19 protein-coding genes and 1 pseudogene are annotated in these 24,312 nt (G+C 61.4%); 14 read left to right on the forward strand and 6 right to left on the reverse strand.

What is annotated here, in order from left to right:
- Positions 1-4 precede the first annotated feature (4 nt).
- The 4 genes from AUL39_RS02670 (at position 5) to AUL39_RS02685 (ending at position 5,225) form a co-directional block, all read left to right on the forward strand.
- Positions 5-823: an HAD family hydrolase gene (locus AUL39_RS02670; RefSeq protein WP_059053350.1), complete on the forward strand. Its 819-nt coding sequence runs from the start codon at positions 5-7 to the stop codon at positions 821-823.
- 543 nt (positions 824-1,366) lie between these two features.
- Positions 1,367-2,857 carry a M20/M25/M40 family metallo-hydrolase gene (locus tag AUL39_RS02675; RefSeq protein ID WP_059053352.1) on the forward strand — a complete coding sequence of 497 codons (1,491 nt, stop codon included), beginning with the start codon at positions 1,367-1,369 and terminating at the stop codon, positions 2,855-2,857.
- 59 nt (positions 2,858-2,916) lie between these two features.
- Entirely contained in the window at positions 2,917-4,251 is a 1,335-nt protein-coding gene (locus AUL39_RS02680; RefSeq protein WP_059053353.1) for an MFS transporter, read from the forward strand.
- Positions 4,252-4,376: 125 nt separating this feature from the next.
- The gene (locus AUL39_RS02685) at positions 4,377-5,225 is read left to right on the forward strand and encodes a MurR/RpiR family transcriptional regulator (RefSeq protein ID WP_059053355.1); all 849 of its coding nucleotides are present in this window, start codon (positions 4,377-4,379) and stop codon (positions 5,223-5,225) included.
- Here AUL39_RS02685 and AUL39_RS02690 read toward each other — a convergent pair.
- Together AUL39_RS02690 and AUL39_RS02695 are read right to left on the reverse strand one after the other, a co-directional pair.
- The gene (locus tag AUL39_RS02690) at positions 5,222-5,899 is read right to left on the reverse strand and encodes an AroM family protein (RefSeq protein WP_059053357.1); all 678 of its coding nucleotides are present in this window, start codon (positions 5,897-5,899) and stop codon (positions 5,222-5,224) included. The genes AUL39_RS02685 and AUL39_RS02690 overlap by 4 nt on opposite strands.
- Positions 5,900-5,901: 2 nt before the next feature.
- Positions 5,902-6,840, reverse strand: coding sequence for a DUF1177 domain-containing protein (locus AUL39_RS02695; protein ID WP_059053359.1), 939 nt, complete (start codon positions 6,838-6,840; stop codon positions 5,902-5,904).
- A gap of 200 nt (positions 6,841-7,040) precedes the next feature.
- Here AUL39_RS02695 and AUL39_RS02700 point away from each other — a divergent pair, with 200 nt between their 5' ends.
- The 7 genes from AUL39_RS02700 to AUL39_RS02730 all read left to right on the forward strand — a co-directional run bounded on the left by AUL39_RS02700 (position 7,041) and on the right by AUL39_RS02730 (position 15,667).
- Positions 7,041-8,771, forward strand: a complete 1,731-nt coding sequence (locus AUL39_RS02700; protein ID WP_201783900.1) for an ABC transporter substrate-binding protein — start codon at positions 7,041-7,043, stop codon at positions 8,769-8,771.
- Between the two features lie 117 nt (positions 8,772-8,888).
- Positions 8,889-9,845: an ABC transporter permease gene (locus tag AUL39_RS02705; RefSeq protein WP_059053361.1), complete on the forward strand. Its 957-nt coding sequence runs from the start codon at positions 8,889-8,891 to the stop codon at positions 9,843-9,845.
- A complete protein-coding gene (locus AUL39_RS02710) occupies positions 9,845-10,759 on the forward strand; it encodes an ABC transporter permease (RefSeq protein WP_082667189.1) in 915 nt (304 codons plus the stop codon). Before AUL39_RS02705 ends, AUL39_RS02710 begins: the two co-directional genes overlap by 1 nt.
- Before the next feature lie 9 nt (positions 10,760-10,768).
- A complete protein-coding gene (locus AUL39_RS02715; protein WP_059054062.1) occupies positions 10,769-11,824 on the forward strand; it encodes an ABC transporter ATP-binding protein in 1,056 nt (351 codons plus the stop codon).
- Entirely contained in the window at positions 11,817-12,851 is a 1,035-nt protein-coding gene (locus AUL39_RS02720; RefSeq protein ID WP_059053363.1) for an ABC transporter ATP-binding protein, read from the forward strand. The genes AUL39_RS02715 and AUL39_RS02720 overlap by 8 nt, the downstream gene beginning before the upstream one ends.
- Positions 12,852-12,902: 51 nt before the next feature.
- Positions 12,903-14,168: a M20 family metallopeptidase gene (locus tag AUL39_RS02725; RefSeq protein ID WP_059053365.1), complete on the forward strand. Its 1,266-nt coding sequence runs from the start codon at positions 12,903-12,905 to the stop codon at positions 14,166-14,168.
- 11 nt (positions 14,169-14,179) lie between these two features.
- A complete protein-coding gene (locus AUL39_RS02730) occupies positions 14,180-15,667 on the forward strand; it encodes a S10 family peptidase (RefSeq protein ID WP_059053367.1) in 1,488 nt (495 codons plus the stop codon).
- Between the two features lie 90 nt (positions 15,668-15,757).
- Here the strand turns inward: AUL39_RS02730 and AUL39_RS02735 are convergent, their stop codons facing one another.
- Positions 15,758-16,168, reverse strand: coding sequence for a hypothetical protein (locus AUL39_RS02735; RefSeq protein ID WP_059053368.1), 411 nt, complete (start codon positions 16,166-16,168; stop codon positions 15,758-15,760).
- Positions 16,168-19,254, reverse strand: coding sequence for a glycoside hydrolase family 3 protein (locus AUL39_RS02740; protein WP_059053370.1), 3,087 nt, complete (start codon positions 19,252-19,254; stop codon positions 16,168-16,170). Before AUL39_RS02740 ends, AUL39_RS02735 begins: the two co-directional genes overlap by 1 nt.
- 187 nt (positions 19,255-19,441) lie before the next feature.
- Here AUL39_RS02740 and AUL39_RS11015 point away from each other — a divergent pair, with 187 nt between their 5' ends.
- The 3 genes from AUL39_RS11015 to AUL39_RS02755 all read left to right on the forward strand — a co-directional run bounded on the left by AUL39_RS11015 (position 19,442) and on the right by AUL39_RS02755 (position 22,473).
- Complete coding sequence (locus AUL39_RS11015; protein WP_059053372.1) at positions 19,442-20,155, forward strand: LytR/AlgR family response regulator transcription factor; 714 nt, start codon at positions 19,442-19,444, stop codon at positions 20,153-20,155.
- Positions 20,155-21,477: an ATP-binding protein gene (locus tag AUL39_RS02750; protein ID WP_059053373.1), complete on the forward strand. Its 1,323-nt coding sequence runs from the start codon at positions 20,155-20,157 to the stop codon at positions 21,475-21,477. The genes AUL39_RS11015 and AUL39_RS02750 overlap by 1 nt, the downstream gene beginning before the upstream one ends.
- Positions 21,478-21,561: 84 nt before the next feature.
- A complete protein-coding gene (locus tag AUL39_RS02755) occupies positions 21,562-22,473 on the forward strand; it encodes an AEC family transporter (RefSeq protein ID WP_059053376.1) in 912 nt (303 codons plus the stop codon).
- 417 nt (positions 22,474-22,890) lie between these two features.
- On the opposite strand, the gene AUL39_RS11180 is transcribed toward AUL39_RS02755, so the two are convergent.
- Both AUL39_RS11180 and AUL39_RS11615 read right to left on the reverse strand, forming a co-directional pair.
- Positions 22,891-23,262 carry an amidohydrolase family protein gene (locus AUL39_RS11180; protein ID WP_059053378.1) on the reverse strand — a complete coding sequence of 124 codons (372 nt, stop codon included), beginning with the start codon at positions 23,260-23,262 and terminating at the stop codon, positions 22,891-22,893.
- A 64-nt stretch (positions 23,263-23,326) separates the two neighbouring features.
- Positions 23,327-23,869: pseudogene (locus AUL39_RS11615) on the reverse strand (amidohydrolase family protein); the annotation flags it as partial.
- Positions 23,870-24,312 lie beyond the last annotated feature (443 nt).

Consider the following 24,312-nt stretch of genomic DNA (forward strand, 5'->3'; position numbering starts at 1 on the left):
AGAAATGCCGAGAAACACCAAACTCATCCTTTGCGACATTGACGGGACCATTCTTCCCAAGGGGAACACGCAGGTTTCTCTGCGCACGGTCTCGGCGTTCCACGCAGCGCTTGACGCAGGTATTGCCATTGGGCCGGCAAGCGGCCGCGGCATCGACTGGATTCCGCCTTTCTTTGGCGGAGACGCCGCCTGCTGCGCCACCTGCCTTGCAACCAATGGCTTGCAGGTCTACCTTGGCGGCAAGCTGGTCCACGAGGAGCATCAGCCGCACGACGCGCTCGTCCGGCTGGCGGCAATGCTCGCGGACGTTCCCCATTCCGGGCTTCTTTGCTTTGACGGCGGCACGCCGCTGCTGGTTGCCGGAAGCCGAGAAGACCTTAGGCGCCCCTTCCCTGCATACGCTGAGAAGTGCGTGCCGGTCGATGCCGTGCCGGATGTGGTGGTGAAGTCAAACGTGTTTGTCGACACGGACGAGGCTGGTACGCGGGAGCTTATCGCGCGGGCGGCACGCGAGGTTCCCGAGCTTGATTTGGACTACGCGCATGCGGGCTTCTCCAACGTGATGCCGCACGGATACAACAAGGGTACGGGTGCGCGTCTTCTGTTCGAGCTTCTCGGCATTGACGAGAGCGAGGTTGTGGTGTTTGGCGACGCCGGCAACGACCTGCCGCTCTTCTCGGTGGTGCCCAACTCCGTGGCGGTTGCCAACGCCCAACCCGAGGCGGCTCGCGCGGCTCGCTGGCACATTGGCCGATGTGAGGACGACGCCGTTGCCGCGGCGGTTGAGGCCCTCGCCGCCGGCGAGTGGCCCTTCTCGGCGTAGCACTGCCCCCCGCGCCGGACAACCTCACACGGCAACTTCGCATGGCTGCCTTGTACGGCAACCTCACACGTGATATTTCTTTTTTGATGTGAGTCGGCAAAACCCCAGTTGAGAATGACCTAATATCAAAGTAGAAATAACACGTGTGAGGTTTCCTGCTCTGTTTGACATGGCATTCCGAGGGTCGCCCGGGCGCGCAACGGCAAGAGTCTTCGGTGTGCAATAGTCTGGTGGCACCAAGGGGCTGCTGAGAAGGATTTCGACATTTCGTGGCCTGCAGGCCACAGATTATGTCGGAAATCTTCTCAACAGAGATAGCGAGCTGAGATGTCGAGCTGAGATGGCGCGCTGTGTTGGAGGCTCACTCGGGAAACAGTGCATGTCGCCTCTTCCCGCTCCGTTCCTGTGGGTAATTCACGGGTTGAGTGATTGCGGCATCTCCTGTGGAATCGAGAGCTGTTGCGGGTGGGTGACGAATACAGCCTCGCATGGTCTGCGCTCACGCGATATGGCTACCATGGCCCCAATGTGACTGGAGGCGCCATGGTTGTCCTTGTTCTCGTCTTGGTAGTCATTCTCGTGCTGCTCGTCGTCTGCGTTGCCCGCGCGGCGGCGATGAAGCCCACGCTCCCCGCCGGTTCGCCCATCGACGCGGGCGGCTATCACGCCGGCGACGCGGAGGTCGAGCGCTTCCGCACGCTGCTGCGCATTCCCACCGTCTCGCGCGACGACCCGGCCCAGCTCGATCGCGAGCCCTTCGACCGCTGGGTACCTACGCTGCAGCGCCTCTATCCGCGCACGTTCCAGGCGTTCGAGCTCACTCGCATCGACGAGTACGGCATCCTCATGCGCTGGCTTGGGCGCAACTCTTCGCTGGCGCCCGTCGTGATGATGGCCCACCACGACGTGGTGCCCACGGACGGCCAGGAGTGGACGTACCCGCCCTTTGCGGCCGAGGTCCATGACGGGCAGATCTGGGCCCGTGGCACGCTCGACAACAAGCTCTGCTTCTGCGGCTGCATGGAGGCGTTCGAGCACCTGCTGGCCGAGGGCTACGTTCCGCCGCGCGACATCTGGTTCTTCTCGTCTTGCTGCGAGGAGACCTCCGGCCCCACGGCAGACCACGCCGTGGTGTGGCTGCGCGAGCACAACGTGCATCCGTGCATGGTCCTCGACGAGGGCGGCGCCGTTGCCACCGGCGTACCCCTGGGCGTGACCTCGCCCATGGCCATGGTGGGCGTATCCGAGAAGGGCCACGTGGACGTCACCGTGACAGCGCACGGTACGGGTGGGCACGCGTCTGCGCCCTCGTACAACGATGCTACGCGCCTTCTCGCCCGCGCCACGGAGCGCATCTGCGCCCATCCCGGAAAGCCGCAGGTGGCAGATGCTGTCACAGCCATGCTCCAGGAGCTTGCTGCCCGCGGAAGCTTTGCCTATCGCATCATCTTTGCAAACATGTGGCTCTTCCGGCCGCTGGTGGGGCGCATCCTTGCCGCCGGCACCGAGACCGGCCCCATGGTCCGCTCGACCTACGCGCTCACACAGCTCGCGGGCTCGCCTGCGAGAAACGTCCTGCCGCCCGAGGCTGCGGCCAACCTCAACGTGCGCGTGGCCCCGTTCGAGGACGTGAACGCCGCGCTTGCCCGCGCCCGCGCACAAGCGGCCGAGGAGTGCCGCGAATCCGGTGTTGCCGCGGACGCTGTGAGCGTGGACATTGCCGAGAACAGCTTGGTCAATGAGCCCTCGCCCTTCTCGCCGCACGACGACGCGCAGTTTGACTACATCCGCCGCTGCGTCGCCGGCGTCTACCCCGAGGCAGGCGTGTGCCCTTACGTGCAGACTAGCTGCTCGGACTCGCGCTCGTTCACCAAGATCTGTGACCACGTGTACCGCTTTGCCGCCTTCATCTACACGCCCACGGCGCGCACCCTCATCCACAGCGCCAACGAGCGCATTCCGGTTGACGACTACAAGCGCGGCGTGGAGTTCTACGTGGCGTTTGTTCGGGGGCTTGACCAGCTGAAGGCATAAGGAACGCAACCACTGTCCGGCGCGTCGCCCGTTAGCGCGCCCAGACGAGAGGCGCCAAGATGGCCGAGAAGGAACGGGGTGCCAAGCCCAAGCAGAAGATTCCCTTCGACTGGAAGCGCTGCGCGGTTGCCTCCCTTCCCTTCATGGGGATGATCTCGTTCTGGCAGGTCTTCGACGGTCTGGTCCCCAAGATGCTCACCCAGACCTTTGGTCTCTCCAACTGGCTCACCGGCGTGGTGATGGCGCTCGACAACGTGTTTGGCCTCTTCCTGCTGCCCTGGTTTGGCATCCTCTCCGACCGCTGCCGGTCGCGCCTGGGGAGAAGGACCCCCTTCATCCTGGCCGGCTCTGCCGTTGCAGCCGTCTCCGTGCCGCTCATCGCTGTGGCCAACAACCTGGGCAGCCTGCCATTGCTTATTGCGATGATCCTGGTGACCCTGGTTGCCATCTGCTCGTATCGCACGGCGACCCTGGCGATTGTCGCCGACATCACGCCGCGTCCGCTGCGTACCAAGGGCGACTCGGTCGACAAGATCGTGGGTTATGCGGGTACTGGCGTCATGTTGGTGGCCATCTCGGTCCTTGTCCCCTCGGTGGCGAACCCGGACTACGTGCCGGTTTTCCTGCTGCAGGGTATTGTGATCGCCGTGGCGGCCGTGGTGTACCGCGTGCTTCTCAACGAGCCCAAAGCAGTGGCTAAGATGCACGAGGAGAGCCTTGCCATGGGCATCAAGGAAGACTCGATCGATGTGGATGACGACGCCGGGCAAGGCAAGGAGCGCGTGACCGACCCAGAACTCGTGCGCTCGATTGCCCTGCTCCTTGGCGCGGTCTTCTTCTACTACATGTCCTACAACGCCATGACCACTAACATCTCGCGTTACGCGTCTGACTTCTTCTCGATGCTTGGCGGCTCCTACGCAATCATCAACATTGTTACCATAGCGGGAGGGCTTCTCTCGTACGTTCCGGTGGCCAACCTCTCCCTTAAGGTGGGCAGGAAGCGCGTTGCCCTCGTTGCCGGCTTGGTGATGACTATCTGCCCGGCCATCATGTGGCTCTTCCCGTCGTTCACGCCCCTCTACTATGTGCTCTTCCTGCTCATGGGCGCTTCCCTTGGCGCTGTCGACCTGTGCGTGTATCCCATGATCCTTGAGGGCTGCAGCTCCAGGAGCGTTGGCCGCTACTCGGGCTATTACTACACGGTGAGCATGGCGGCGCAGGTCGTGACGCCCATCTTGTCCGGCCTGGTCATGGACGTGGCCGAGTCCCAGCTCTTCCTCTACATCACCGTGATGGGGGCGGCCATGTGCGTCTTCATCGCCCTGGCAAAGCACGGCGACTCGATTCTTGCGGACGAGATCCTGCGTCGCGAGGCGAGTTCTGCGGAGTAGGGCGTGGGCCAAGTGGACAATGGCACGCGAAACTCTTCTGTGGCACCATACTCGAAGTTCCGTGTGCCAACGCATCTGGCACGCAACGGTGATATACGTTTCGATAGCGGAGGGCGGATCACTAGGTGGACCTGATAGAGCGCATGAAGTCTCAGGAGGGAAACTTTACCGAGTCCGAGCTTGCCGTCGCCCGCTACATTGCCGGTCACCCTATGGATGTGGTTGGCAACACCGTCTCGAAGGTCTCGGAGCTCTCGGGTCTTTCGGCTGCGGCCATCGTGCGCATGTGTCAGCGCATGGGGTATAGCGGCTTCTCTGAGTTCCGCTTTGAGATGGACCGCCAGCTTCTCTCCAACGGCACGCAGGAGGAAGGCGGCGCGAACGAGGGCGGACTTCTCTCGCGCTTTGTGAACATCAATGCCGTCCAGCTGCGCAAGGTCGCCGAGGCAGTTGACGCGTCACTGCTCAACCACGTTGCAGCCTCGCTCTGCGCCGCGCCACGCGTTGCCGTGTGGGGCGTGGACCGCATGTACGAGAGAGCGCTGCAGCTCTCTGCGGGGCTCATGCACGCGGGCATATTCAACAGCGTGACAAACGACACGACGGTGATGGATGACGTGGCAAGCATTCTGGGCAAGGGTGACGTCTGCGTGGTCATTTCGCAGAAGGGGCGCGACTACGATGCCTATGCCCTGCTCATGGATGCCATACGCGAGAACGGCGGAGAGGTCTTCTTTGTCACGGTGAACGCGAGAAGCCAGTTCATCTCGCACGCGTCTAATGCAATCGTGCTGCCAAGCATCATGAACGGCAGGCGGTCAGACCTTGCAGACGCCCAGCTCACCATCTACATGTACCTGGAGATTCTTCTCGACGAGGTTGCCTACCTGCAGAGCAAGGCCGAGGGCGCCAACGACGACACAAGCGCGCCGGACGGGGGAGCGAACCCCCGTCCGGAAAAAGAAGAGCGCTAGCCGAGAAGCTCGGAGACAACCGAGGCAACAAGGGTGCGCGGAAGAAGCACGTCGAGGCCGGACGCCTCGCGCGCGGCGTCGCGCATCTGCGTGGTGAATCCCATGCAGTCAAGGCAGAGAAAGGCATCGCTCGACCCGCGCAGCGTGGCTGCCGTCTTGCGCACGCCGTCGATACCCGCGTACGGGCTAGCCGATACTACGTCGACCTCCACGCCGTGATCGCCCCACCACGTCTTGGCCTGCTCTACCTGGGATGGCTCGGGCACCATCACGGCCACACGCCGGCCGCTCGCAAGGGTGCGAGCGACGGCGTGAAAGAGCGGCTGGGGATAGACGAGAGGAACCTCGTGGCGCATCTCGGGAAAAGACCCCGTGCACAGTACGATGATGGCTCGGGCGCCTTCACGCTCGGCTTGGTCGATTCTCGCCTGCACCAGGGGGAGCACCTTGGTGCCAGAGAAAGTAACCTGCGAGCCGTCACGCATGCGCGAGACCAAGACCTCATCGCCGGGCTCGGGCGCAAGGTCGCGCTCGACCTCGCTTGCAGTGAGGTCATCGAGCGCCCCATACTGCACGAGCTCGAGTGTTGGCGCGAGACGCGACTCAAGGTCGGCCGTCATGTCCGTGCGGGGCGCCTGCCCCACGGTGATGCCGGCAATCCTGGTGCGTGCCATCCCTAGCGCGCCTTGCCCGGCGTCTGGAAGCGCTCCATGGTGCCGTAGAGCTCGACCAGGTGGTCAAACTGCTCCGCATCGTAGAAGGAGCAGGCACCCTGCCCGTAGACCTTTGCCACCTCAACGGCAAAGCGCGCTGCCTCCTCGACGTCGGTGCCGTGTGTGGCACCGGTGGCGCAGCCTGCAACCATCTGCTCGGTGGCAATTGCTACTCCCACGACGGGAGCGCTTGTCGCCGTTGCGGGCTGCAGGATGCTGTTGAGGTGGTAGAGGTCGTTGCCGTACGGGGTGATGTCCTGCTGCGAGAGGGCAAAGACCTGCGGCATCTTGCCAGTCACGCGCGTCATAATGTCCATGAGGTCATTGGAGACCGAGAGGATGTAGCCCTGCATCACGGTGGGGGAGATAGCAATGCCGTTCACGTTGATGATGCGGTTGCCCTTGGTGGTGTCGATGGAGACCACGGCGTCCATGCGGGGGTCAACCTCCATGCGGTTCATGGTCTCCATGTCAATGGGGGAGTCCATGAAGGGCACGGGCTCATGAGGGAGCGTGGGCGCGTCGGGGCACACGTGGGTGGCCACAATGACGTCGCCGGTAAGGACGTCACCGCGCTTGTGCATTTCAACGAGCTTGAGCGCGGCAGTGAGTGCCGCAAGCGCACCGTCGCCGTCGGATACGGCGCCGATGAGCTCGGGACGAGCGCCCAGTCCGCCAAGGCGACCGACAATACCGAGGGTGGGTGCGTCCCCGCCAGAGGACTTGCCGTTGGAGCCAGGAATGAGGACCTTCATGCAGTCGGTGCCGCCGCGCTCGCCGGAGACGCGCTCGACGGTTACGTCGCTTGCACCGCGGCCGCGGAGGAAGTCCGCGACCTCGTTGCCAGAGGCGGAGGGCTTATCGATGAGGTCATAGATGTCGAGCATCTGGCGAAGCAGCATTGGAAATCCTTTCAACGAAATACATTTCAATCCACGTGGCGGGCAATTCGCAAACAGTGCCAGAATCCGGCCTGTTTAGCGTCTACCATAGCCCGAGAAGCGCCTTTAATTGTTACAGCACGATGTAACTTGTTTCATTCGAGTGAAATACACCCTCCCTGAAACAACCCCACGGCCACCAGCATGGCATGCTGCATCCAATGACCCGCAGGAGGTGGGTCAACGCGCATGCCGCGTTGGTTGCCGGGACGCTTGCGCCCGGCGTGAGGGAGGAGCTGGCGATGAGCGCTCAGAACAAGACCAGGTTGAACGTGCAGGAGTCCATGGCGTGCCTCTCGAGGCGTGGCTTCCTGCGTACGGCGGGAATGCTCGGCCTAGGCGCTGCGGCGATGGGCCTTGCAGGATGCGGCGGCAGCTCCGACACTTCGTCGGCCTCTGCGGGAGCCGACGGAACCACCACCGGTGGCACCCTCGTGATCTCTCTGCCTTCCTCGCCCAAGTACCTTGACCCCATCCTCTATACGGGCACCTACGAGTCCCAGATCATCAACTGCGTGTGCGACACGCTCGTCGACTACAACATGGACCTGTCCCAGATCGTGCCAGTGCTCGCGACCGACTGGACCATCAGCGACGACGGCCTTACCTACACCTTCAACCTGCGCAGCGACGCCAAGTTCCAGAAGGGCCAGTACCAGGACGGCCGTGCCGTCACCGCGGAGGACATCAAGTACTCCCTCGAGCGCTCCGCCAAGCAGTCCTCGATGAACCGCCTGGCGATGCTCGACCACGTTGACGTTGTGAGCGACACGACCGTCAACTGCGTCCTCAACGCCCCCGCCGCCTCGTTCCTCACCGCGCTCACCGACGCCGGCAACGTCATTGTCCCCAAGGAGGAGGTCGAGGGCTGGGGCGACTCCTTCGGCGACCACCTCGTTGGCTCCGGTCCCTTCAAGCTCGAGCAGTTCCTCAAGGACCAGGAGTCCGACCTCTCAAAGAACGACACCTACTGGGGTCCCACGCCCAACCTCGACGGCGTGACCATCAAGGTCGTCACCGACATGACCCAGGCTGCAAATGGTCTCACCACCGGCGAGCTTGACATGGCCACCTCGCTCACCGGCGAGTCCATCCAGACCATCAAGAACAACTCCGACCTGGTCATGCAGCAGACGCCTGCCCTGCATATCGCCTACGTCTACTTCAACCAGGTGAACGGCCCCACCGCCGACCAGCGCGTGCGCAAGGCCATCCTCATGGCGATCAACCGCGATGACCTGGTGAAGGGCGTCTATCCGTACGGCGAGGCCGAGACCGCCTCGCTGCCGCTTCCCAAGGGAAGCTGGGGCTACGATGCCTCCGTCGAGAGCGACGTTCCCGCATACGACCCCGACGCCGCGAAGGCGCTGATGGCAGAGGCGGGATACGCTGACGGTCTCTCGCTCAACCTTTACATTTCCAACACCGAGGCCCGCATCAAGATGGGAACCATCCTCCAGCAGACGCTCAAGGAGACCCTAAACATTGACCTCACGATCAACCCGTCCGACTGGGGCACGTTCAGCGCCACGGCCGCCTCTGGCACTGCCGACATGTACGGCATGAGCTGGACCTGGTACCCCGACCCGTTCTTCTTCCTCAACAAGCTGTTCAGCAGTTCCGAGGTGGGCGCGCTCGGCAACGGCGCTGGTTTTAGCCACCAGGACGTTGACGACCTTCTCGACAAGGCCCTTGCCGTCACCGACCAGGACCAGCGTGCCGACTACTACAAGCAGGCGCTCAAGGCGATTGTCTCCTACGACCCGATGCTGGTTTACGCCTCCGAGTTCGTGAACACCGGCCTCACCACCAAGGTCCAGGGCTACGAGCAGCGCGCCGACGGCAAGATCGTCATCGTGAACGACGAGGTCAACGTCTCGAAGACCGCGTAGCAGCACCATCGTTTCTAGCCAGTCGAGGGGGCACGGGCGAGACCTGCGCCCCCTCGGCACCGAATGGGGCCATCCTGCGTCGCATTCGGACGAGAACACCCAGGGGGTGGTAGCAGGATGGCCAAGACAATCATCAGGCGGGCGCTTCAGACCATCCCCGTCCTGCTCGTTGTCGTAACGTTCACGTTCGTCCTCACGCGCATGATTCCGGGCGATCCGGCAGTAACCATGCTCGGTCCCCAGGCCTCGCCAGATGCCATCGAGACCATGCGAGAGAAGATGGGCCTCAACGAGCCCATGCTGCAGCAGTATGCGAGCTACGTCCTCGGCGTCCTGCAGGGGGACTTTGGCTATTCCTACTCCTATAACGGCGCGGTGATGCCCATTATCCTGAGCCGCCTCCCGTCCACGCTGATGATCACCATCACCGGACTCGTGCTCGCTATCCTGGTGGGCATTCCCATTGGCGTCGAGTCTGCGGTCAAGCAGAACACCGCCTTCGACTACATCTTCATGGTGCTGGCGCTTGTCGGCGTGTCGATGCCCATCTTCTGGCTTGGTCTGATGCTCGTCCTCACCTTCAGCGTGAACCTGGGGTGGCTTCCCGTAATGGGCATGGGCAATGCTGCCAAGGGCGCCTGGGACGTGGTGAGCCACATGATCCTGCCGTGCCTCTGCCTGGCAACGATTCCCGCCGCAACCTTTGCCCGCATCACGCGCTCCAGCATGCTCGAGTCCATCAACGCGGACTACGTGAAGGCGCTTCGCTCTCGTGGCATCAAGGAGTCCGTGGTCATCTGGAAGCACGCCTTCAAGAACGCCCTCCCGCCCATCGTCACCGTGCTGGGCATCCAGCTCGCCGGCGCCTTTGCCGGAGCCATCCTCACCGAGACGATCTTCTCCTGGCCTGGTCTGGGAACCCTCATCGTGAACGCGGTCAACGGTCGCGACTATGCCCTCATCCAGGGCGTGGTTCTCTTCTCGGCGGTGGTCTTCGTCTTTGTGAACCTGGTCGTGGACATCGTGTACATGATCATTAACCCCAAGGTGAGCTACGAGGGAGGTGCCCGCTAATGGCAGAGCAGACAAACGCGACTGCGCCGGAGGCCCTGAGCGACGCCGCCAACCTCGAGATGCTCAAGCGCGAGCGGCGAGCGAACAACGTCTGGCACAAGCTCACGCGCAACAAGATGGCTGTCGTGGGGCTCATCATCGTTGCGTTCATGGTCTTTCTTGCCGTGTTCGCCCCGATCATCTCACCCTATGACCCCAATGCGACGGACATGTCCAACATGTTCGCGGCGCCGGGGCAGGCGGGCCACCTCTTTGGCACCGACTCCTATGGTCGCGACCTGCTCTCGCGCATCATCTATGGTGCGAGGATCTCGATCTTCATCGCCATCGGCGGCACCATCGTGGGTGCCATCATCGGCGTGCTTCTGGGCCTTGTCGCCGGCTTCTTTGGCGGTGCGATTGACTCCATCATCATGCGCGTCATGGACGGCATGATGGCCTTCCCGTTCATTCTCCTCGCCCTCATCCTCATGACTATCCTCGGACAGGGGACGCAGAACGTGATCATCGCCATTGGCGTGGCAAACGTCCCCAACTTTGCTCGTGTTGTGCGCGGCCAGGTGCACGTGGTGAAGAACGAGGAGTACTGCAATGCCGAGAGGGTCATAGGCGCCTCTCCCGCGCGCATCCTCTTCAAGCACATCTTTGCCAACGCCATGTCGCCGGTCATCGTGTACTTCACGCTCAACATCGCAAGCGCGATCATCTCCGAGGCGGCCCTCTCGTTCCTCGGCCTTGGCGTGCAGCCGCCCACCGCGTCTTGGGGCGCGATTCTCTCGGAGGGCAAGAGCACGCTCCAGACCGCGCCGCACATCGCCACCATCTCGGGTGTCTTCATCCTGCTCACGGTGCTTGGCTTCAACCTCTTTGGCGACGGCATCCGCGACGTCTTCGACCCCAAGCAGAAGCGGTAGGTGATGACCATGACCGAGCAGAACACGGGGCTTCTCGACGACGCCGGAACAAAGTCGGGCGAGAGGATCCTCGAGGTACGCGACCTCAAGACGTACTTCCACACGGCAGCCGGCATCGCCAAGGCGGTCGATGGTGTGAGCTTCTCCCTTGACCGCGGCAAGACCCTTGCCATCGTGGGCGAGTCCGGATCTGGCAAGAGCGTGACCGCCTCCTCCGTCATTCGCCTGCTTGCCAAGACGGGCAAGATCGAGGACGGCTCCATCGAGTTCGATGGCATCGACATGGTCCACGTGCCGGAACGCGAGCTGCTCAAGCTTCGAGGCAGCGACATCTCGATGATCTTCCAGGACCCCATGAGCGGCCTCGACCCGGTCTTCAAGGTGGGGACTCAGATGGTCGAGCTTATCCGCGCGCACAGCGACCTGGGAAAGAAGGAGGCCTACGACCGCGCCGTCGAGATGCTGCGCCTCGTTGGCATCCCCGACCCAGAGGCCCGCATGGACGCCTACCCCTACGAGCTCTCGGGCGGCATGTGCCAGCGCGTGATCATCGCCATGGCGGTGAGCTGCCACCCTAAGTTCATCATTGCCGACGAGCCAACGACTGCCCTTGACGTGACGGTGCAGTCTCAGGTCCTCTCACTCTTGCGAGGTCTTCAGGACGAGCTGGGCACTGCTATTCTCCTCATCACCCACAACCTAGGCATTGTGTGGGAGATGGCGGATGACGTTATGGTGATGTATGCAGGGCGCACCTGCGAGTACACCTCCATGAGGGAGCTTTACTCAAACCCGCTCCATCCCTATACCTGGGGCCTTCTCGACTCCATGCCACGGCTCTCCGATACCGCAAAGACCGACCTGAAGACCATACCGGGCGTGCCTCCCGACCTCAGGCTCACCGGTACGTGCTGCAACTTCTGCAACCGCTGCCCCTATGCGACGGAGGAGTGCCACAGGCGCGTGCCAGAACTCAAGGAGGTTGAGCCGGGGCACTTTGTGGCGTGCCTGAGGCAGGACGGCGAGCACAGGCTCGTGAGAGGCGAGGTGAACCACCATGAGTGAGACGCAGGCAGCCGCTGTTGCCGAGAGACCCCAGGTTGCGAGCGGAGAGCCAATTCTCTCCATCAAGCACCTCTCCAAGGACTTCCGCCTGCGCGGGGGCAAGCTCTTCTCCAAGCCGCAGGTGCTCCACGCCCTTTCCGACGTGAGCTTGGACGTCTATCCCGGCGAGACGCTGGGCATCATTGGCGAGTCCGGCTGCGGCAAGTCCACGCTGGGCCGCTGCGTGGTGCAGCTGCACCAGGCCACCTCGGGGCAGATCGTCTACGGCGGGCAGGACATCACCAAGCTTTCCGGGCAGCCGCTCAAGGCCGTCCGCAAGGACATCCAGATGATCTTCCAGGACTCCTACTCGTCGCTTGACCCGCGCTACACCGCGGCCAAGACGATTGAGGAGCCCATGCTCATCTATCGCACCGAGTCGGACGCCTCCAAGCGCGAGCAGCGCGTGCTGGAGGTAATGCGCGAGGTGGGCCTGGACGTGCAACACCTCCAGCGCTACCCACACGAGTTCTCTGGCGGGCAGCGCCAGCGCATCAACGTGGCCCGCGCCCTGGTGCTCGACCCCAAGGTCATCGTCTGCGACGAGCCCGTCTCGGCGCTTGACGTCTCCATCCAGGCACAGGTGCTCAATCTCTTCCGTCACCTGCAGCAGGAGCGTGGCCTCACGTATCTCTTCATCAGCCACGACCTCTCGGTCATCAAGCACATCTCCGACCGCGTTGCCATCATGTACCTGGGCCGCGTCATGGAGCTGTGCCCTGCCGACAAGATCTATGCGCATCCTCTGCACCCCTACACCAAGGCGCTCCTCTCGGCCATTCCGCCCGAGAGTCCCTTCGACAAGAAGCAAGAGATCAAGCTCCAGGGAGAGATTCCAAGCCCTGTGGGTGAGCAGGTGGGCTGCCCGCTTGCCGGGAGGTGCCCCTTCTGCATGGAGCGCTGCCGTCACGAGCGTCCCTCGCTCGAGGAGGTCGAGCCCGGCCACCGCGTGGCGTGCTTTAAGTACCACGACGTCGTTGCGGAGTAGCCGCGCGAAAATGAAGTGTCCGTCTGAAAGTTCGGGGAGTGTTTGCCACATATGCCACAGGTCACGAAGGAAGAGCTCCACAAGAAGGTCCTCGATCACAAGGAGGAGCTTGTCTCTCTCTGCCAGGATCTTATCCGCATCAAGAACCAGAGCCCGCTGGACCCGCAGGAGCCTGCCGTTGACTTTGTGAGGAGATACCTTGCTAGCCACGGCATCGATTCGCAGCGCCTGGTTGCCTATGCGGGCGAGGATTACCCGGTGATCTACGCGCGCATTGGCTCCGACGAGGGCTTCCACGTTGTTCTCAACGGTCACGTGGACGTGGTTCCCGTGGGCAACCTCTCTGGCTGGGACTTTGATCCCTTTGGGGCCGAGGTCTTTGACGGCAAGATTCATGGTCGCGGTGCCTCTGACATGAAGTGTGGCCTTGCGGTGCTGCTCTTCTCGATGGCGCTGCTCAATGAGTCCGGTGCCAACCTCAAGGGCGACATTCGTCTGCACGTGGCCACGGACGAGGAGATTGCGGGGACCGGCACCAAGTGGTTCTGCGACCACGGCTATGCGGATGGCGCGGATGCCGTGATGGTGGGCGAGCCAACCGGGCACGACACCATCGAGATTGGGCAGAAGGGCATCCTGCACCTTACGCTTACGGCGCACGGCACGCCTGGTCACGGCTCGACCGGCAACTACAAGGGCGACAACGCTATCACCAAGCTGGCGCGCGTTATTCTCCATATAGACGAGCTCACTTCTGTGCCTGGCCACTACCTTCCCAGCCAAGCCCAAGCTGTTGCCAACTCCCGCACCATTGCCGAGCGCACCATCGACAACCCCCTGGTGGGCAACGTTATTGACCACTGCTCGGCCAACGTGGGCATCATCGAGGGCGGCGGCAAGATCAACCAGGTGCCCGACCTTGCCAGCTGCAAGGTGGACGTGCGCCTGCCCTACGGCTGCAAACACGAGGACGTGGTGGCGGCCGTCGACCGCATCATCGAGGAGAGTGGCGTCAAGGGTGTCGAGGCAAGCTACGAGTGGATTGCCGAGGGCAACTACACCGATGACACCTGCCTTCTGGTGACGAGTCTCAAGGACAACATCGAGAGCGTGTGGGGCGAGGAGTGCCTGCCCGCCTACCAGTGGGCGTCGAGCGACGCCGCGCACTATCGCGCGCTCGGCTGCCCCACCATCCAGTTTGGGCCGGCCAACAACGCGGGCATCCATGGCTACAACGAGGACGTGGACGTGGAGGACGTGGTGCATGCCGCCGAGATCTACATGCTCACCCTCTGCGACATGCTTGGTATCGAGTAGGGAGGTCTAACGTGGGAGAGTGCGAGTGCGGGTGCGGGTGTGAGTGCAATTGCGAGGCTTCTGCCAACGAGGTTCCCGAGGCAAAGAGCGCGCAGCTCACATGGCATGTTGGTGACGAGACGATTGACTACGTGGCCACAGCTGGCCACCTGGACATCATCGACCGCGAGAAGGTCCTTGAGGGGCGGATGTTCAACGTCTCCTATGTTGCCAAGGCAATCGATGGCAGCGAGGTAGATTCGCATACGCGTCCGGTGACTTTCTGCTATAACGGCGGTCCTGGCTCCGCCTCGGTGCCCATTAACTTTGGCGGTCTGGGGCCGCGTCGCGTGGTGACCCACGGGATGGACTTTGTGGGTGCGGGGTATGAGGTTGTGGATAACCCCGGCACGCTGCTTCGCGAGTCCGACCTCGTCTTCCCGGACGCTTTGGGCACAGGCTGGTCTTTTGTGGCCGAGGGCTACGACACCAAGCGCGTCTACGGCTTGGAGGAGGATGCACGCACTTTCTGCCGTGCCATCTGCCAGTGGCTTGACGAGAACGACCGTTGGGGTTCCCCTCTCTACATCTTTGGCGAGTCCTACGGAACCATGCGCAGCGCCGTCCTTATGCGCTATCTTGGCGAGGCGCATGTGCCCCTGGCGGGTGTCGTGATGCTCTCTGCCTACTACGATTGGACGCAGAACCTGCCCGGCAACGACCTCTACTACGTGGGCATGGTTCCCACCTTTGCCTCTACGGCACAGTACTTTGGCCTTGTTGGCCAGGGCGTCGACGAGGACGAGTGGTTCGACAAGGCCTCTGCGTTTGCGGGAGGGGAGTACGCCCGCGGCATCTTCCAGGGCGATGAGATTGACCCTGCCGAGAAGGATGCCCTTGCAGAGCACCTGTCTGCGTTCGTCGGGCTTCCCAAGGACTATCTGCTTGCCCGCAACAACCGAGTTGAGCTTGAGGACTTTAGGAAAGACCTTCTCGCCAGTCGAGGCCTTGTGTGCGGACGCCTTGACCAGCGTTTTACCGAGACCTCGCTGCTCCCTGGCCAACGTGCCTCGTTCTACTTTGCCTGTGAGGACCCGGCCAACCATGCGCTCGAGAGCTGCTGGTATGCGGCGTTCCGCGACTTCCTGCGCAGCGACCTTGGCTATGAGGGGCCTGCCGAGTATCGCCTCTCTGTGTGGGGGGAGATTGGCATTGGCTGGAACTGGGTCCACGACGAGCCGGGCTTTGACGAGACCACCGTTGCGGCGCCCAACCTTGCGTATGACATTGCCGTAGCGTTGAGGCGCAGCCCCACGACCAAGCTCTGCATTCTGGGCGGCCGCTATGACACGGCAACCCCCTGGTGGAACGTGCGTCACACGATGTCCCAGCTCTACCTGCCTGACGCGCTCAAGCGCCAAATCACGTGGCATCGCTATGGCTGCGGCCACATGGCATACACGGACGAGCCCACGCTCCACGCCATGGCTGCCGACCTGCGCGAGTTCTACAGGAAGTAACTTCTCTCAACAAGGACCCCTCCCATTGAAAGCCGGGAGGGGTCCTTTGAGAAGAGGGAGGGCTGTATTAAAGCTCCGGGTGGTCTGGCCTTACTTCGTACGCTTCATGAAGCAGGAGACAAGCTCGACAACCAGGGCGATAAGGCCCAGGACCAGCGTGATTGCAATGTATTGGATGCCGCCGGATGACCCAAACATGGTGATGCCGGAGAGCACGTCGGCCAGGGTCGCAATGCTCGAGACAATGAACTCGAGGATGGCAACAACGATAAATACCACGGCAACAAGGTTGAGAATGTCCGCCCAATCGCTTGGCACCAGTGAGTAGGCAAGTGCGCAGACGGCGCCAAGCAGGAAGCATGCAAGGACGGTTGCAGTGAAGTTGTTTGCCGCTCCGGCAGCGACGGCGTAGTAGATTCCGGTGACAAGCGACAGTGCACCACAGACAAGGCTGAGCCAAGCGCCTGCCGTTTGAATCTTGATTCCCTTGACCTGAGCCATTAGGCCTCAGCTCCCTTCTTGTCCTCGCCGTCTTGTGCCTTGTGGGCCTTTACCGTGTCGTAGACATACACGCCGAGAAGGCCTGCGGTTAGCACGCCGCTCACAATCTGGGTGCCCGTGATGGCGTTCTCCCACCATGCGTTTGCGTGGACGATCTGCGAGCTGTCGTCCAGGCCATTGATGTTGCTGGTGCGCACCTGGGCGTAGACCGTGTGCTTGGTCGCATCGCGAAGCGCCTTGAGGAGATAGCCGTCACCGTTCTCGATGTCTTCGGCAATCACTGTGTTGCTGAGCTTGGCAGTGGAGGAGTCAGAGCCAGGTCCAAAGCCCGCCATGTCCCAGCACCAGTAGTCGAGACCGTTTGCCAGGTTTGTTGCATAGTGTGTCTTGTAGTCGGAGCCAACGCATGCATCGGAGCAGATGACGCCCTTGAACCCCCACTCGCCGCGCATCACGTCCTGCATGGTTGCCGAGCAGCTGCCGGCGTAAGTGACACCAATGCGGTTGAATGCGGTCATGCATCCCATGCATCCGCCCTTTGCGTAGGCACCCTCAAACGCACGCAGATACTCCTCGCGGATGGCCTGCTCATTTGCAAAGGTTGCCGCGCTCTCGCGGTTTGCTTCCTGGTCGTTGAGGACCATGTGCTTGTAGCCCAGAATGACGCCGTACTTCTGGCACTCGCGCGAGACAACCTCGCCAATCAGGTAGTCAAGGTTGCCGTCCTCGGAGTAGTACGCGGACGCGCGACCGTTGAACGGCGTTCTGTGAATGTTTGGGCCACCAGACCAAATCTCAGTGAGACCCATGAAGATGCTCTCGTTGCCAGTAAGGTTGGAGCGCTTGGTAATGTGGTCGATGTCCCACGTCGATGCCTCGACGATTGCGCAAGGCCAGTTGAAGCCAGACTCACCGTTAAGCTTAAAGACCACCTGCTGAAGCTGGTCCATGTCGTCTCCACGGTAGGAGGCGGGCATCGTGATGGAGTCGATGGCAACCGAGCCGTTCTGGTCGGGGAGGATGGAGGCCATCTCCTCTACGGTCAGCTGGTTGAGGAAGACGTTCCAGGTCTCCTCGTCGTTGTAGTCAACATCGCGCATTGCCACGAAGGTGATTCCGGAGTCCTCACCCTGGGTGAAGTCAGACACGCTGGGAGCGTCGTCAGGCGTCTCGTAGAAGTTGCCGTCGAGCACCTCCATCATGTCCGGCGTGGCGCGAACGGCAACGGGCTCGGTGGGGAAGGTGGCGTCCCAGTCGCTACGCGAGAGGTATGTGATGGTGTCCGTTCCAAGGTTGTTGAGGTCCGCGTCATCAAAGCAGTTGGTGACCTGCTGGCTGTCGACGTAGCGCGACATGGCATAACGGCTGGCGTCAACATCGGAGGTGCTCCAAGAGTAGACATTCGATGCATCCCCACTTGTGCTTGAGCCATCTACCGCAACCATGCCTTTGGCACCCTTGGCAGCGAGGATGTTGTTGAGCGCATCATGTGCGTCATCGCCAATTGCCAGGTAATAGGTGCCCGCAGAGAGGATGTAGCCCTTTGCCTTTGTGTAGTCATAGCTTGCCAGCAGGTACTGCTCAACCTCGACGCTCACCGTCTCGGAGGCACCTGGCTCAAGCTCGCTGGTCTTTGCAAAGCCAACCAGCACCACAGCGGACTTCTCGACCTTGTTTTGCTTTTCGTAGTCTCCGTAGGGAGTCTGTGCATAGACCTCGACTACCGACCTAGCGGCAACGTTTCCGGTGTTTGTAACAGTCACCGAAAGGGTGTACGTGTCGGATGTCGAGTCAAACGAGCAGCTGTCCAGAGTCTGTTGGAAGGTTGTGTACGAGAGGCCATAGCCAAAGGGGTAGGCTATCTCGTCCGTGTAATTCCAGGCAGACCCCGTCGATGACCCCGCGGTGCTCGTGGCGTTGCCCTGGCCAAGGATTGCGTCCTCGTAGCGGGTTTCGTAGTACTTGTATCCCACGTAGATGCCCTCGGCGTAGATGAGGTAGCTCTGGACAAACCTGTCCGTATCGTTGCAGGTGTCGAGGACCTCGTCGAGGTTCGACCACTTCTGCGTGTTCTTGGCTTGAGCATAGGTGATTGCGGGGGCCGAGAGCGAGTTCTTAGCGTAGGTGTCAACGAGCTTACCGGAGGGGCTTGCCTCGCCGTCGAGCACGTTGGCGACACCGGTGAAGCCGACAACGCCGGGGGTTCCCACCCAGAGGATTGCGTCGACGTCGTAGTTGGCAAGATCACCCAGTTCAACGGCCCAACTGGAGTTCACCAGTACTATGATGCGCTTGATGGTGCCTGCCGCCTTCTCGGCCTGAAGGAGCGCGAGAAGGTCCTTCTCGTTCTGATGCAGGGCAAGCTGACTGATGCCCTCGGAGTCCTCGAGCACCAGGTCACAGTCCTCGGAGCCCTGGCGGGTGATCATGTAGATTGCAGCGTCGTTGTACTGTGAGGCCCAGCTCGCGCGAAGGTCATCGGTGAGAAGTGACACCGGTGCCTCGCCCACCTCGGGATTCTCGGCGTCCTTCACCCTGCCGTATCCGCTTGTCTGGTAGGCCTCGGTGACCGTGGGGTTGACGTCGAATGCCTCCTGCATGGCCGAGAGGTACGTGACCCACTTCACCGTGCTGGTGTCGCTGGGCGTGTGGTAGCTGTAGAAGGGACCATACGTTGGGCCCGTGTACCCAAAGCCCATGCTCGCGGTGTCGACATCGGGATTCTCGAACGAGTTCTGGCCAAAGAGGGTGACGCTTGCTCCCTTCTGGAGCGGCAGAGCTCCGTTCTCGTTCTTGAGCAGGACGACCCCGCCCTCAACCTCCTCGATGGCGGCAGCGGCGCAGTCATCCTCGAGTTTCTGAAGTGCTGTGGCATCGTAGATGTCGGTGCCGTAGTCGCTCTTGTAGTAGGTGGTGTCACCGCCCGACCCGCTTGACGTCACGCTTGTGGTGTCGATGCCCAGAGCGGTGTTGATCCTTCCGCGATAGGACTCCGCGACTGGTGCGCCTACGCACGTTGTCGCAAACACGGTCGACGTAATGCCGGCAGCGCCCTTCACGAATTGCCTGCGTGAGATGGTACCCATGTCCTTCCCTTCTCGCCTTCCATTTCCCCTTGCCCACTGGGGGCTTGTCGCGCGCATCGTAAGGCCCGGGTTATGTGGCCAGAAAGGGGGCATGGCGGATTCGGTTCTCCAGATGGCAGTTTCGGGTGAAGCTTGCCGTTCGCCTGCCGCGGTCGCATGGGATAATCGTTTGGGGAGGTTGGGGGACATGATCAGGGCAGCGAGCGTAGAGAACGATGAGGATGAGGAGCGTCTGCTTGAAGAGCAGCTCGCTCGCTATGGCCTCGATCGCAACGTCGAGACGTCATGCGTGCACTACGGGACCGCCGAGGCGTTTCTCGACGCCCCCTATGACGTTGACGTGGTGTTCATGGATATCGACCTACCAGGGATGAACGGCATGGACGCGGCCACCCAGATGCGTCGCTGCGATACCACCACGCAGATTGTCTTTGTGACGAGTCTCGCGCAGTATGCCGTCAAAGGCTACGAGGTCGATGCCGCTGGTTTTATCGTCAAACCAGTGCGCTTCTACGACATGGCGATGTGTCTCGATAAGGTAAGGCGAGTCATCTCGCGCAATGTGGGAGAGTCAATTACCATTCGGACGCAATCGGGGATGTACCTCTTTCCCGTCTCAGACATCGAGTATGTCGAGACCAGCGGTCATGACCTTGTGTACCACTTTTCTTCGGGCGCCAGCCCAATTCGCGTTCGGGATAGCCTTGGACGCCTGGCAGAGAGCCTTGCGGATAAGCCCTTCATTCGCGTTTCGCAAGGTCAGCTCGTCAACATGATGCATGTGGTGCGTGTTGCCGGCAGCAGCCTGACGCTGTCGGGAGGGGACACGCTCTTCTTTAGTCGCCGGTGCAAGCGCGACTGTCTCAACCGTATAGCCCAGTACATGGGAAGGACCATCTGATGGATGTGGAGACCATCGTCAATTCCCTGCTTACGGCAGTTGAGCTTGTGGCAGCAACGCTGTTGTTTGCTAGCGGCCTGCCTCGTCGGGGTGCCTATGCGGCGCGAGTTGCGATTGCGACCATTGCTCTTGCGCTTGTTATCGGGACGTTCATGGACGGGATTGCATCGCCTGGCGCCTCCCATCTCTTTGGACTCATTGTGCTGTATGCGGTGGCCCTTGTGCTCTGCAGTGCGATTGTCGGGCTTTGTCATGAGGCAACTACTTGGACTATCCTCTTCTGTGCAACTGCGGGATACGCTACGCAGAACCTTGCCTCGGGTGTAATGGGGTTTATTAACCGAGTTGGCGGATGGGTGCCGTCGGAGTATGTCTTCTACGTCATTACGAACCTTGTCGAGTACGCGCTTGTTTACATGACCATCTACCTTGTGATGGTTCGCCGAATGAATAGGAACGGGCTTGTTGTTGAGGAAGACCACGGTATGCTCTTCATGGTGTTGGTGGTGATTTTTGCTGTCATTGGCTTGGACGTTTGCATTAAGTCGAGCTATGTGGCGGGCATTGACTTCCCGACGTTTATCACGCTGAGAATTGTGCACGCTCTTGTCTGTGCCTTTGTCCTCTTTGCCGAGTATCAGATGCTCTACAAGACACGCCTCAAGACGGAGATGGCAGAAAGCCAGCAGCTCTTGCACGACGAGCGTCGCCAGTACCGTCTCTCGAAGGAGACGGTCGAGTCGATCAACGTGAAGTGCCATGACATTAGGCATCAGATTCGCCACATGGCTGACGGCCTTGGCGCGGTTGTGGTAGATCCTCTCATCTTTGATGACATTGCCAAGGAGGTGCGCGTTTACGACTCTACGGTGAGCACAGGAAACGACGCCCTGGATGTGATCTTGAGCGAGAAGTCCCTTGTGTGCGAGAGGCGAGGCATTGCGCTTTCCTGCATGGCCGACGGCTCTGCCATCTCGTTCATGCAGCCCACCGAAATCTACTCCCTCTTTGGTAACGCTCTAGAGAACGCCATAGAGGCGGTGGGGGAGGTTCCCAATCCCGAGAAGCGCAGGATTGCGTTGGTGCTGAGAAGCGATATGGGCATGGCTTCGCTTCACGTCGAGAACTACTTTGTGGGATCGCTCGAGTTTGTTGGCGGACTGCCAAAGTCGACCAAGGGCGACGATGCCAATCACGGTTTTGGCATGCGCTCGATGGAGCGCACGGCGCAGCGATATGGCGGTACCCTTGTTGCAAGTACGCGAGATGACCTCTTCCTTCTTGATGTGGCGGTACCCCAACCGGAGCTCCCGACAGCATAATGGCGCCTGCCTGTCCCCCGGTGCTATGGTTGCACGGGGCTAACCCCGTAACGTCAACGGCATCCTACCCGGAGGTACCTCGACATGTCCATGTCAGCCACGCTTGCCCTGCAGATAGTTGTCATGTTTATGCTGGTGGGCGTGGGGTTTGCGATGTTTCGCACCGGCAAGATCACGATGGAGGGCAACCGTACCATCGGGAACATCCTCGTGTATCTTTCCCTTCCTTGCGTCATCGTGAAGGGGCTCATGGTCGAGCGTACAGCGGAAAACGTCCTTGCGCTGGGGCTCTCCGCGCTCATGGGGTTTGCTGCACTTCTCGTCTCCGCGCTTGTCGCACGTCTCGTCCTTCGCGATGACGCCATTGGCAACTTTGCGGCGACCTTCTCAAACCCCAGTTTCTTTGGGATTCCGCTGGTCGTTTCGATTCTGGGGCAGGGCCCCGTGTTTTACATGACTGCTTACATCGCGTTCATGAATCTGGGGCAGTGGACCTATGGTGTCTCGCTGCTCACAGGCGAGCGGGGGAGGGTGTCTCTGCGTTCCCTGGTGCGCTCGCCGTTCATGGTGGCGACGCTCATTGGCCTCGTGCTCTTTGCGACCCAGCTGCAGCTTCCGGGCGTGGTGACGAGCTGCCTGGATTACGTCTCGGCGCTTAACACGCCGCTGGCGATGTTTGCCATAGGGGTTTACCTGGCGCAATCTCATCCGGCGGACATGATTCATCGCGTGGGGCTCTACAAGGTTGCCCTGGCGCGCCTGTTGCTGACGCCACTTGCCACGCTGGCGCTGCTGAGCCTGCTTCCCGCCGCGATGCTCGACATGAAGCTTGCGATTCTGATTGCACAGGCGTGCCCGGTTGGCCTCAACGTGGCAGTGTACGCGCAGCTCCACGACTCCGACTACGTCTATGCGGTGGAGACCGTCGTGGTTTCGGTGCTGCTCTCGGTGGTCTCGATTCCCCTGGTGGTGGGCTTGGCGCAGCTGGTGTGGTAGGACCCTGGCTCTCTCGCTGCCCGTCTCTCCCGCGGGGCTGTGGCCTACGCCGGCCCGCGTTCTTTATCGGTATCTGTGAATCTCTCGTCGAGTTTTCGCAGGTCGTTGGCACGGCGAGTCTCAAATACCGCTAAAGAAAGGGGAGCGTTGGTAGGACGATGTTGAGGTTGCGATTTCGAAACTATAAGATTATTTGAGTTTCGAAACTGAATCGTTGAAGCTCGGGTGGCCATGGCCTCCTCGTCCCTTGCTCCCGTGCGCGTTTGTCGGAGCTTAGCTCCATTTCTTAAAATCGATGAGCGGCAACTGGGCAAACGTGGCGGCTGTTTAAGAAACGGAGCTATTCTCTGCGGAGGGGGCCAGAAAATGGTGCCTAAGCCCGCGCGGCAGCAGGCGACGCGGTACGCTCCGCCCGCATCAAAGACGAGCGCCCGCTGCCTCCAGCAGCTTTCGGGCATTGTTGTCGAGAATGTCGTCCTCGTGTGCCGCAACGCGCCCGTCACTGGCGAGAAACTCCTGCAGTCGCCGCGCATTTGCCAGAGCCCGCTCGTGCGGTGTGAACGGGAAGTCGCTGCCAAATAGCACGTGGCTGGGGCTTGTGATGGTGAGCAGAAATGGCAGCAGGTCGGGAACAGGGTCGCCTGCCGTGTCGAACCAGAGCCGCGCCAGGTTGGCAGGCACGTCCACGTGGCTCATCATGTGCGCCTTCTCGAGGATGGGCTCGGCGCCCTCGATGCGGCGCGCGACGTTGGGCAGGAAGCTCCCGCAGTGGGGTACGACGACCTGCACGCGGGGGGAACCGGCGGGGAACGTCGTGGGCGATCATGTTGAGCACGGCGCGCGTCGTGTCGGCGAGGAACTCGTAGAGCGGAACGGGGCCCGCACTGAACACACCTTCCGCGATAGGCTCGGGACGGCTCGGGTGGATGAGACAGACGACATCGCAGCCGCGCTTCTCCGCGATGGACTCGAGGCTGCCGAAAAGCGGGTCGAGGCGCTCGTCGCCGAGGTAGAGCCCCCGGCTGTTGCTGGCGAGCTTGACGCCAAGAGCGTTGAGGTCTTCGATTGCGCGTGTGGCCTCGACGATTGCAGCATCGACATCGGGCAGGGGCACGACGGCGCAGAACCCAAAGCGGTCGGGATGGCGCGCAACGACGCGGGCCGTCTCGTCGTTGAAAACGTGGCAAAAGGCTGCCGACTCCGCGGCATCACCGAAGAATGGGTGCGGGGAGGAAAGGGACAGAACCTGGTAGCAAATGCCCATCTCGTCAAGGAACGCGAGGGCGCTGTCCTCGTTCCAAACGGGGAGCGGGAAGCCGTCCTCACGGGTCGCGCCATGGGCTTCCAGGAGGTCGAGGTAGCCCTTCGTCAGGATGTGGCCGTGGATGTCGATCATGAAGCGCTCCGTCTTTCGCGTGGCTTGCAGTTGCAGTGCTGCACGGGGATTGTGAAAGGGATGAGCAATGCCCGCATCACATGATAAGGGGGGCCGAGGGTGTGCTGCAGCAGGGGTTTCGAATGCGTATACTGCACCGAAATCGGTCTTCCGGCGCAAAAATGACGCCGGAGGAAAGACTTCGTACGCCGCTGCTGCGGAAATGGGTCTTCCGGCGAGAAAACCGCGCCGGAGCGGGAATCTTAGGCGCGCCCACCGCTGGCGCGCTCCCAGCCGCCGCCCCGGCCCTCGCCCGGAATCGTGCAGAGCTTACGCCCGTTTTCGCCCCGTCGTTCTCGCCAGCGCCCCATCGTGCTACCATGCCCCCTAGGCAATGACGGAGAGGTTTGGTCGTCGCGTCGCCAGCGGACAAGAGATGGGGCTCACCGGCTGAGAGGCTCCTC

Origin of the sequence: Tractidigestivibacter scatoligenes, assembly GCF_001494635.1 — a bacterium.
Lineage (GTDB): Bacteria > Actinomycetota > Coriobacteriia > Coriobacteriales > Atopobiaceae > Tractidigestivibacter > Tractidigestivibacter scatoligenes.

What these genes read in the sequence shown, in the direction of transcription:
- AUL39_RS11015 (WP_059053372.1), top strand. Translation starts at nt 19,442, where the DNA reads ATGATCAGGGCAGCGAGCGTAGAGAACGATGAGGATGAGGAGCGTCTG.
- AUL39_RS02700 (WP_201783900.1), top strand. Translation starts at nt 7,041, where the DNA reads ATGACCCGCAGGAGGTGGGTCAACGCGCATGCCGCGTTGGTTGCCGGG.
- AUL39_RS02680 (WP_059053353.1), top strand. Translation starts at nt 2,917, where the DNA reads ATGGCCGAGAAGGAACGGGGTGCCAAGCCCAAGCAGAAGATTCCCTTC.
- AUL39_RS02755 (WP_059053376.1), top strand. Translation starts at nt 21,562, where the DNA reads ATGTCCATGTCAGCCACGCTTGCCCTGCAGATAGTTGTCATGTTTATG.
- AUL39_RS02735 (WP_059053368.1), bottom strand. Translation starts at nt 16,168, where the DNA reads ATGGCTCAGGTCAAGGGAATCAAGATTCAAACGGCAGGCGCTTGGCTC.
- AUL39_RS02690 (WP_059053357.1), bottom strand. Translation starts at nt 5,899, where the DNA reads ATGGCACGCACCAGGATTGCCGGCATCACCGTGGGGCAGGCGCCCCGC.
- AUL39_RS02670 (WP_059053350.1), top strand. Translation starts at nt 5, where the DNA reads ATGCCGAGAAACACCAAACTCATCCTTTGCGACATTGACGGGACCATT.
- AUL39_RS02675 (WP_059053352.1), top strand. Translation starts at nt 1,367, where the DNA reads ATGGTTGTCCTTGTTCTCGTCTTGGTAGTCATTCTCGTGCTGCTCGTC.
- AUL39_RS02725 (WP_059053365.1), top strand. Translation starts at nt 12,903, where the DNA reads ATGCCACAGGTCACGAAGGAAGAGCTCCACAAGAAGGTCCTCGATCAC.
- AUL39_RS02720 (WP_059053363.1), top strand. Translation starts at nt 11,817, where the DNA reads ATGAGTGAGACGCAGGCAGCCGCTGTTGCCGAGAGACCCCAGGTTGCG.
- AUL39_RS02695 (WP_059053359.1), bottom strand. Translation starts at nt 6,840, where the DNA reads ATGCTGCTTCGCCAGATGCTCGACATCTATGACCTCATCGATAAGCCC.
- AUL39_RS02750 (WP_059053373.1), top strand. Translation starts at nt 20,155, where the DNA reads ATGGATGTGGAGACCATCGTCAATTCCCTGCTTACGGCAGTTGAGCTT.
- AUL39_RS02740 (WP_059053370.1), bottom strand. Translation starts at nt 19,254, where the DNA reads ATGGGTACCATCTCACGCAGGCAATTCGTGAAGGGCGCTGCCGGCATT.
- AUL39_RS02710 (WP_082667189.1), top strand. Translation starts at nt 9,845, where the DNA reads ATGGCAGAGCAGACAAACGCGACTGCGCCGGAGGCCCTGAGCGACGCC.
- AUL39_RS02705 (WP_059053361.1), top strand. Translation starts at nt 8,889, where the DNA reads ATGGCCAAGACAATCATCAGGCGGGCGCTTCAGACCATCCCCGTCCTG.
- AUL39_RS02715 (WP_059054062.1), top strand. Translation starts at nt 10,769, where the DNA reads ATGACCGAGCAGAACACGGGGCTTCTCGACGACGCCGGAACAAAGTCG.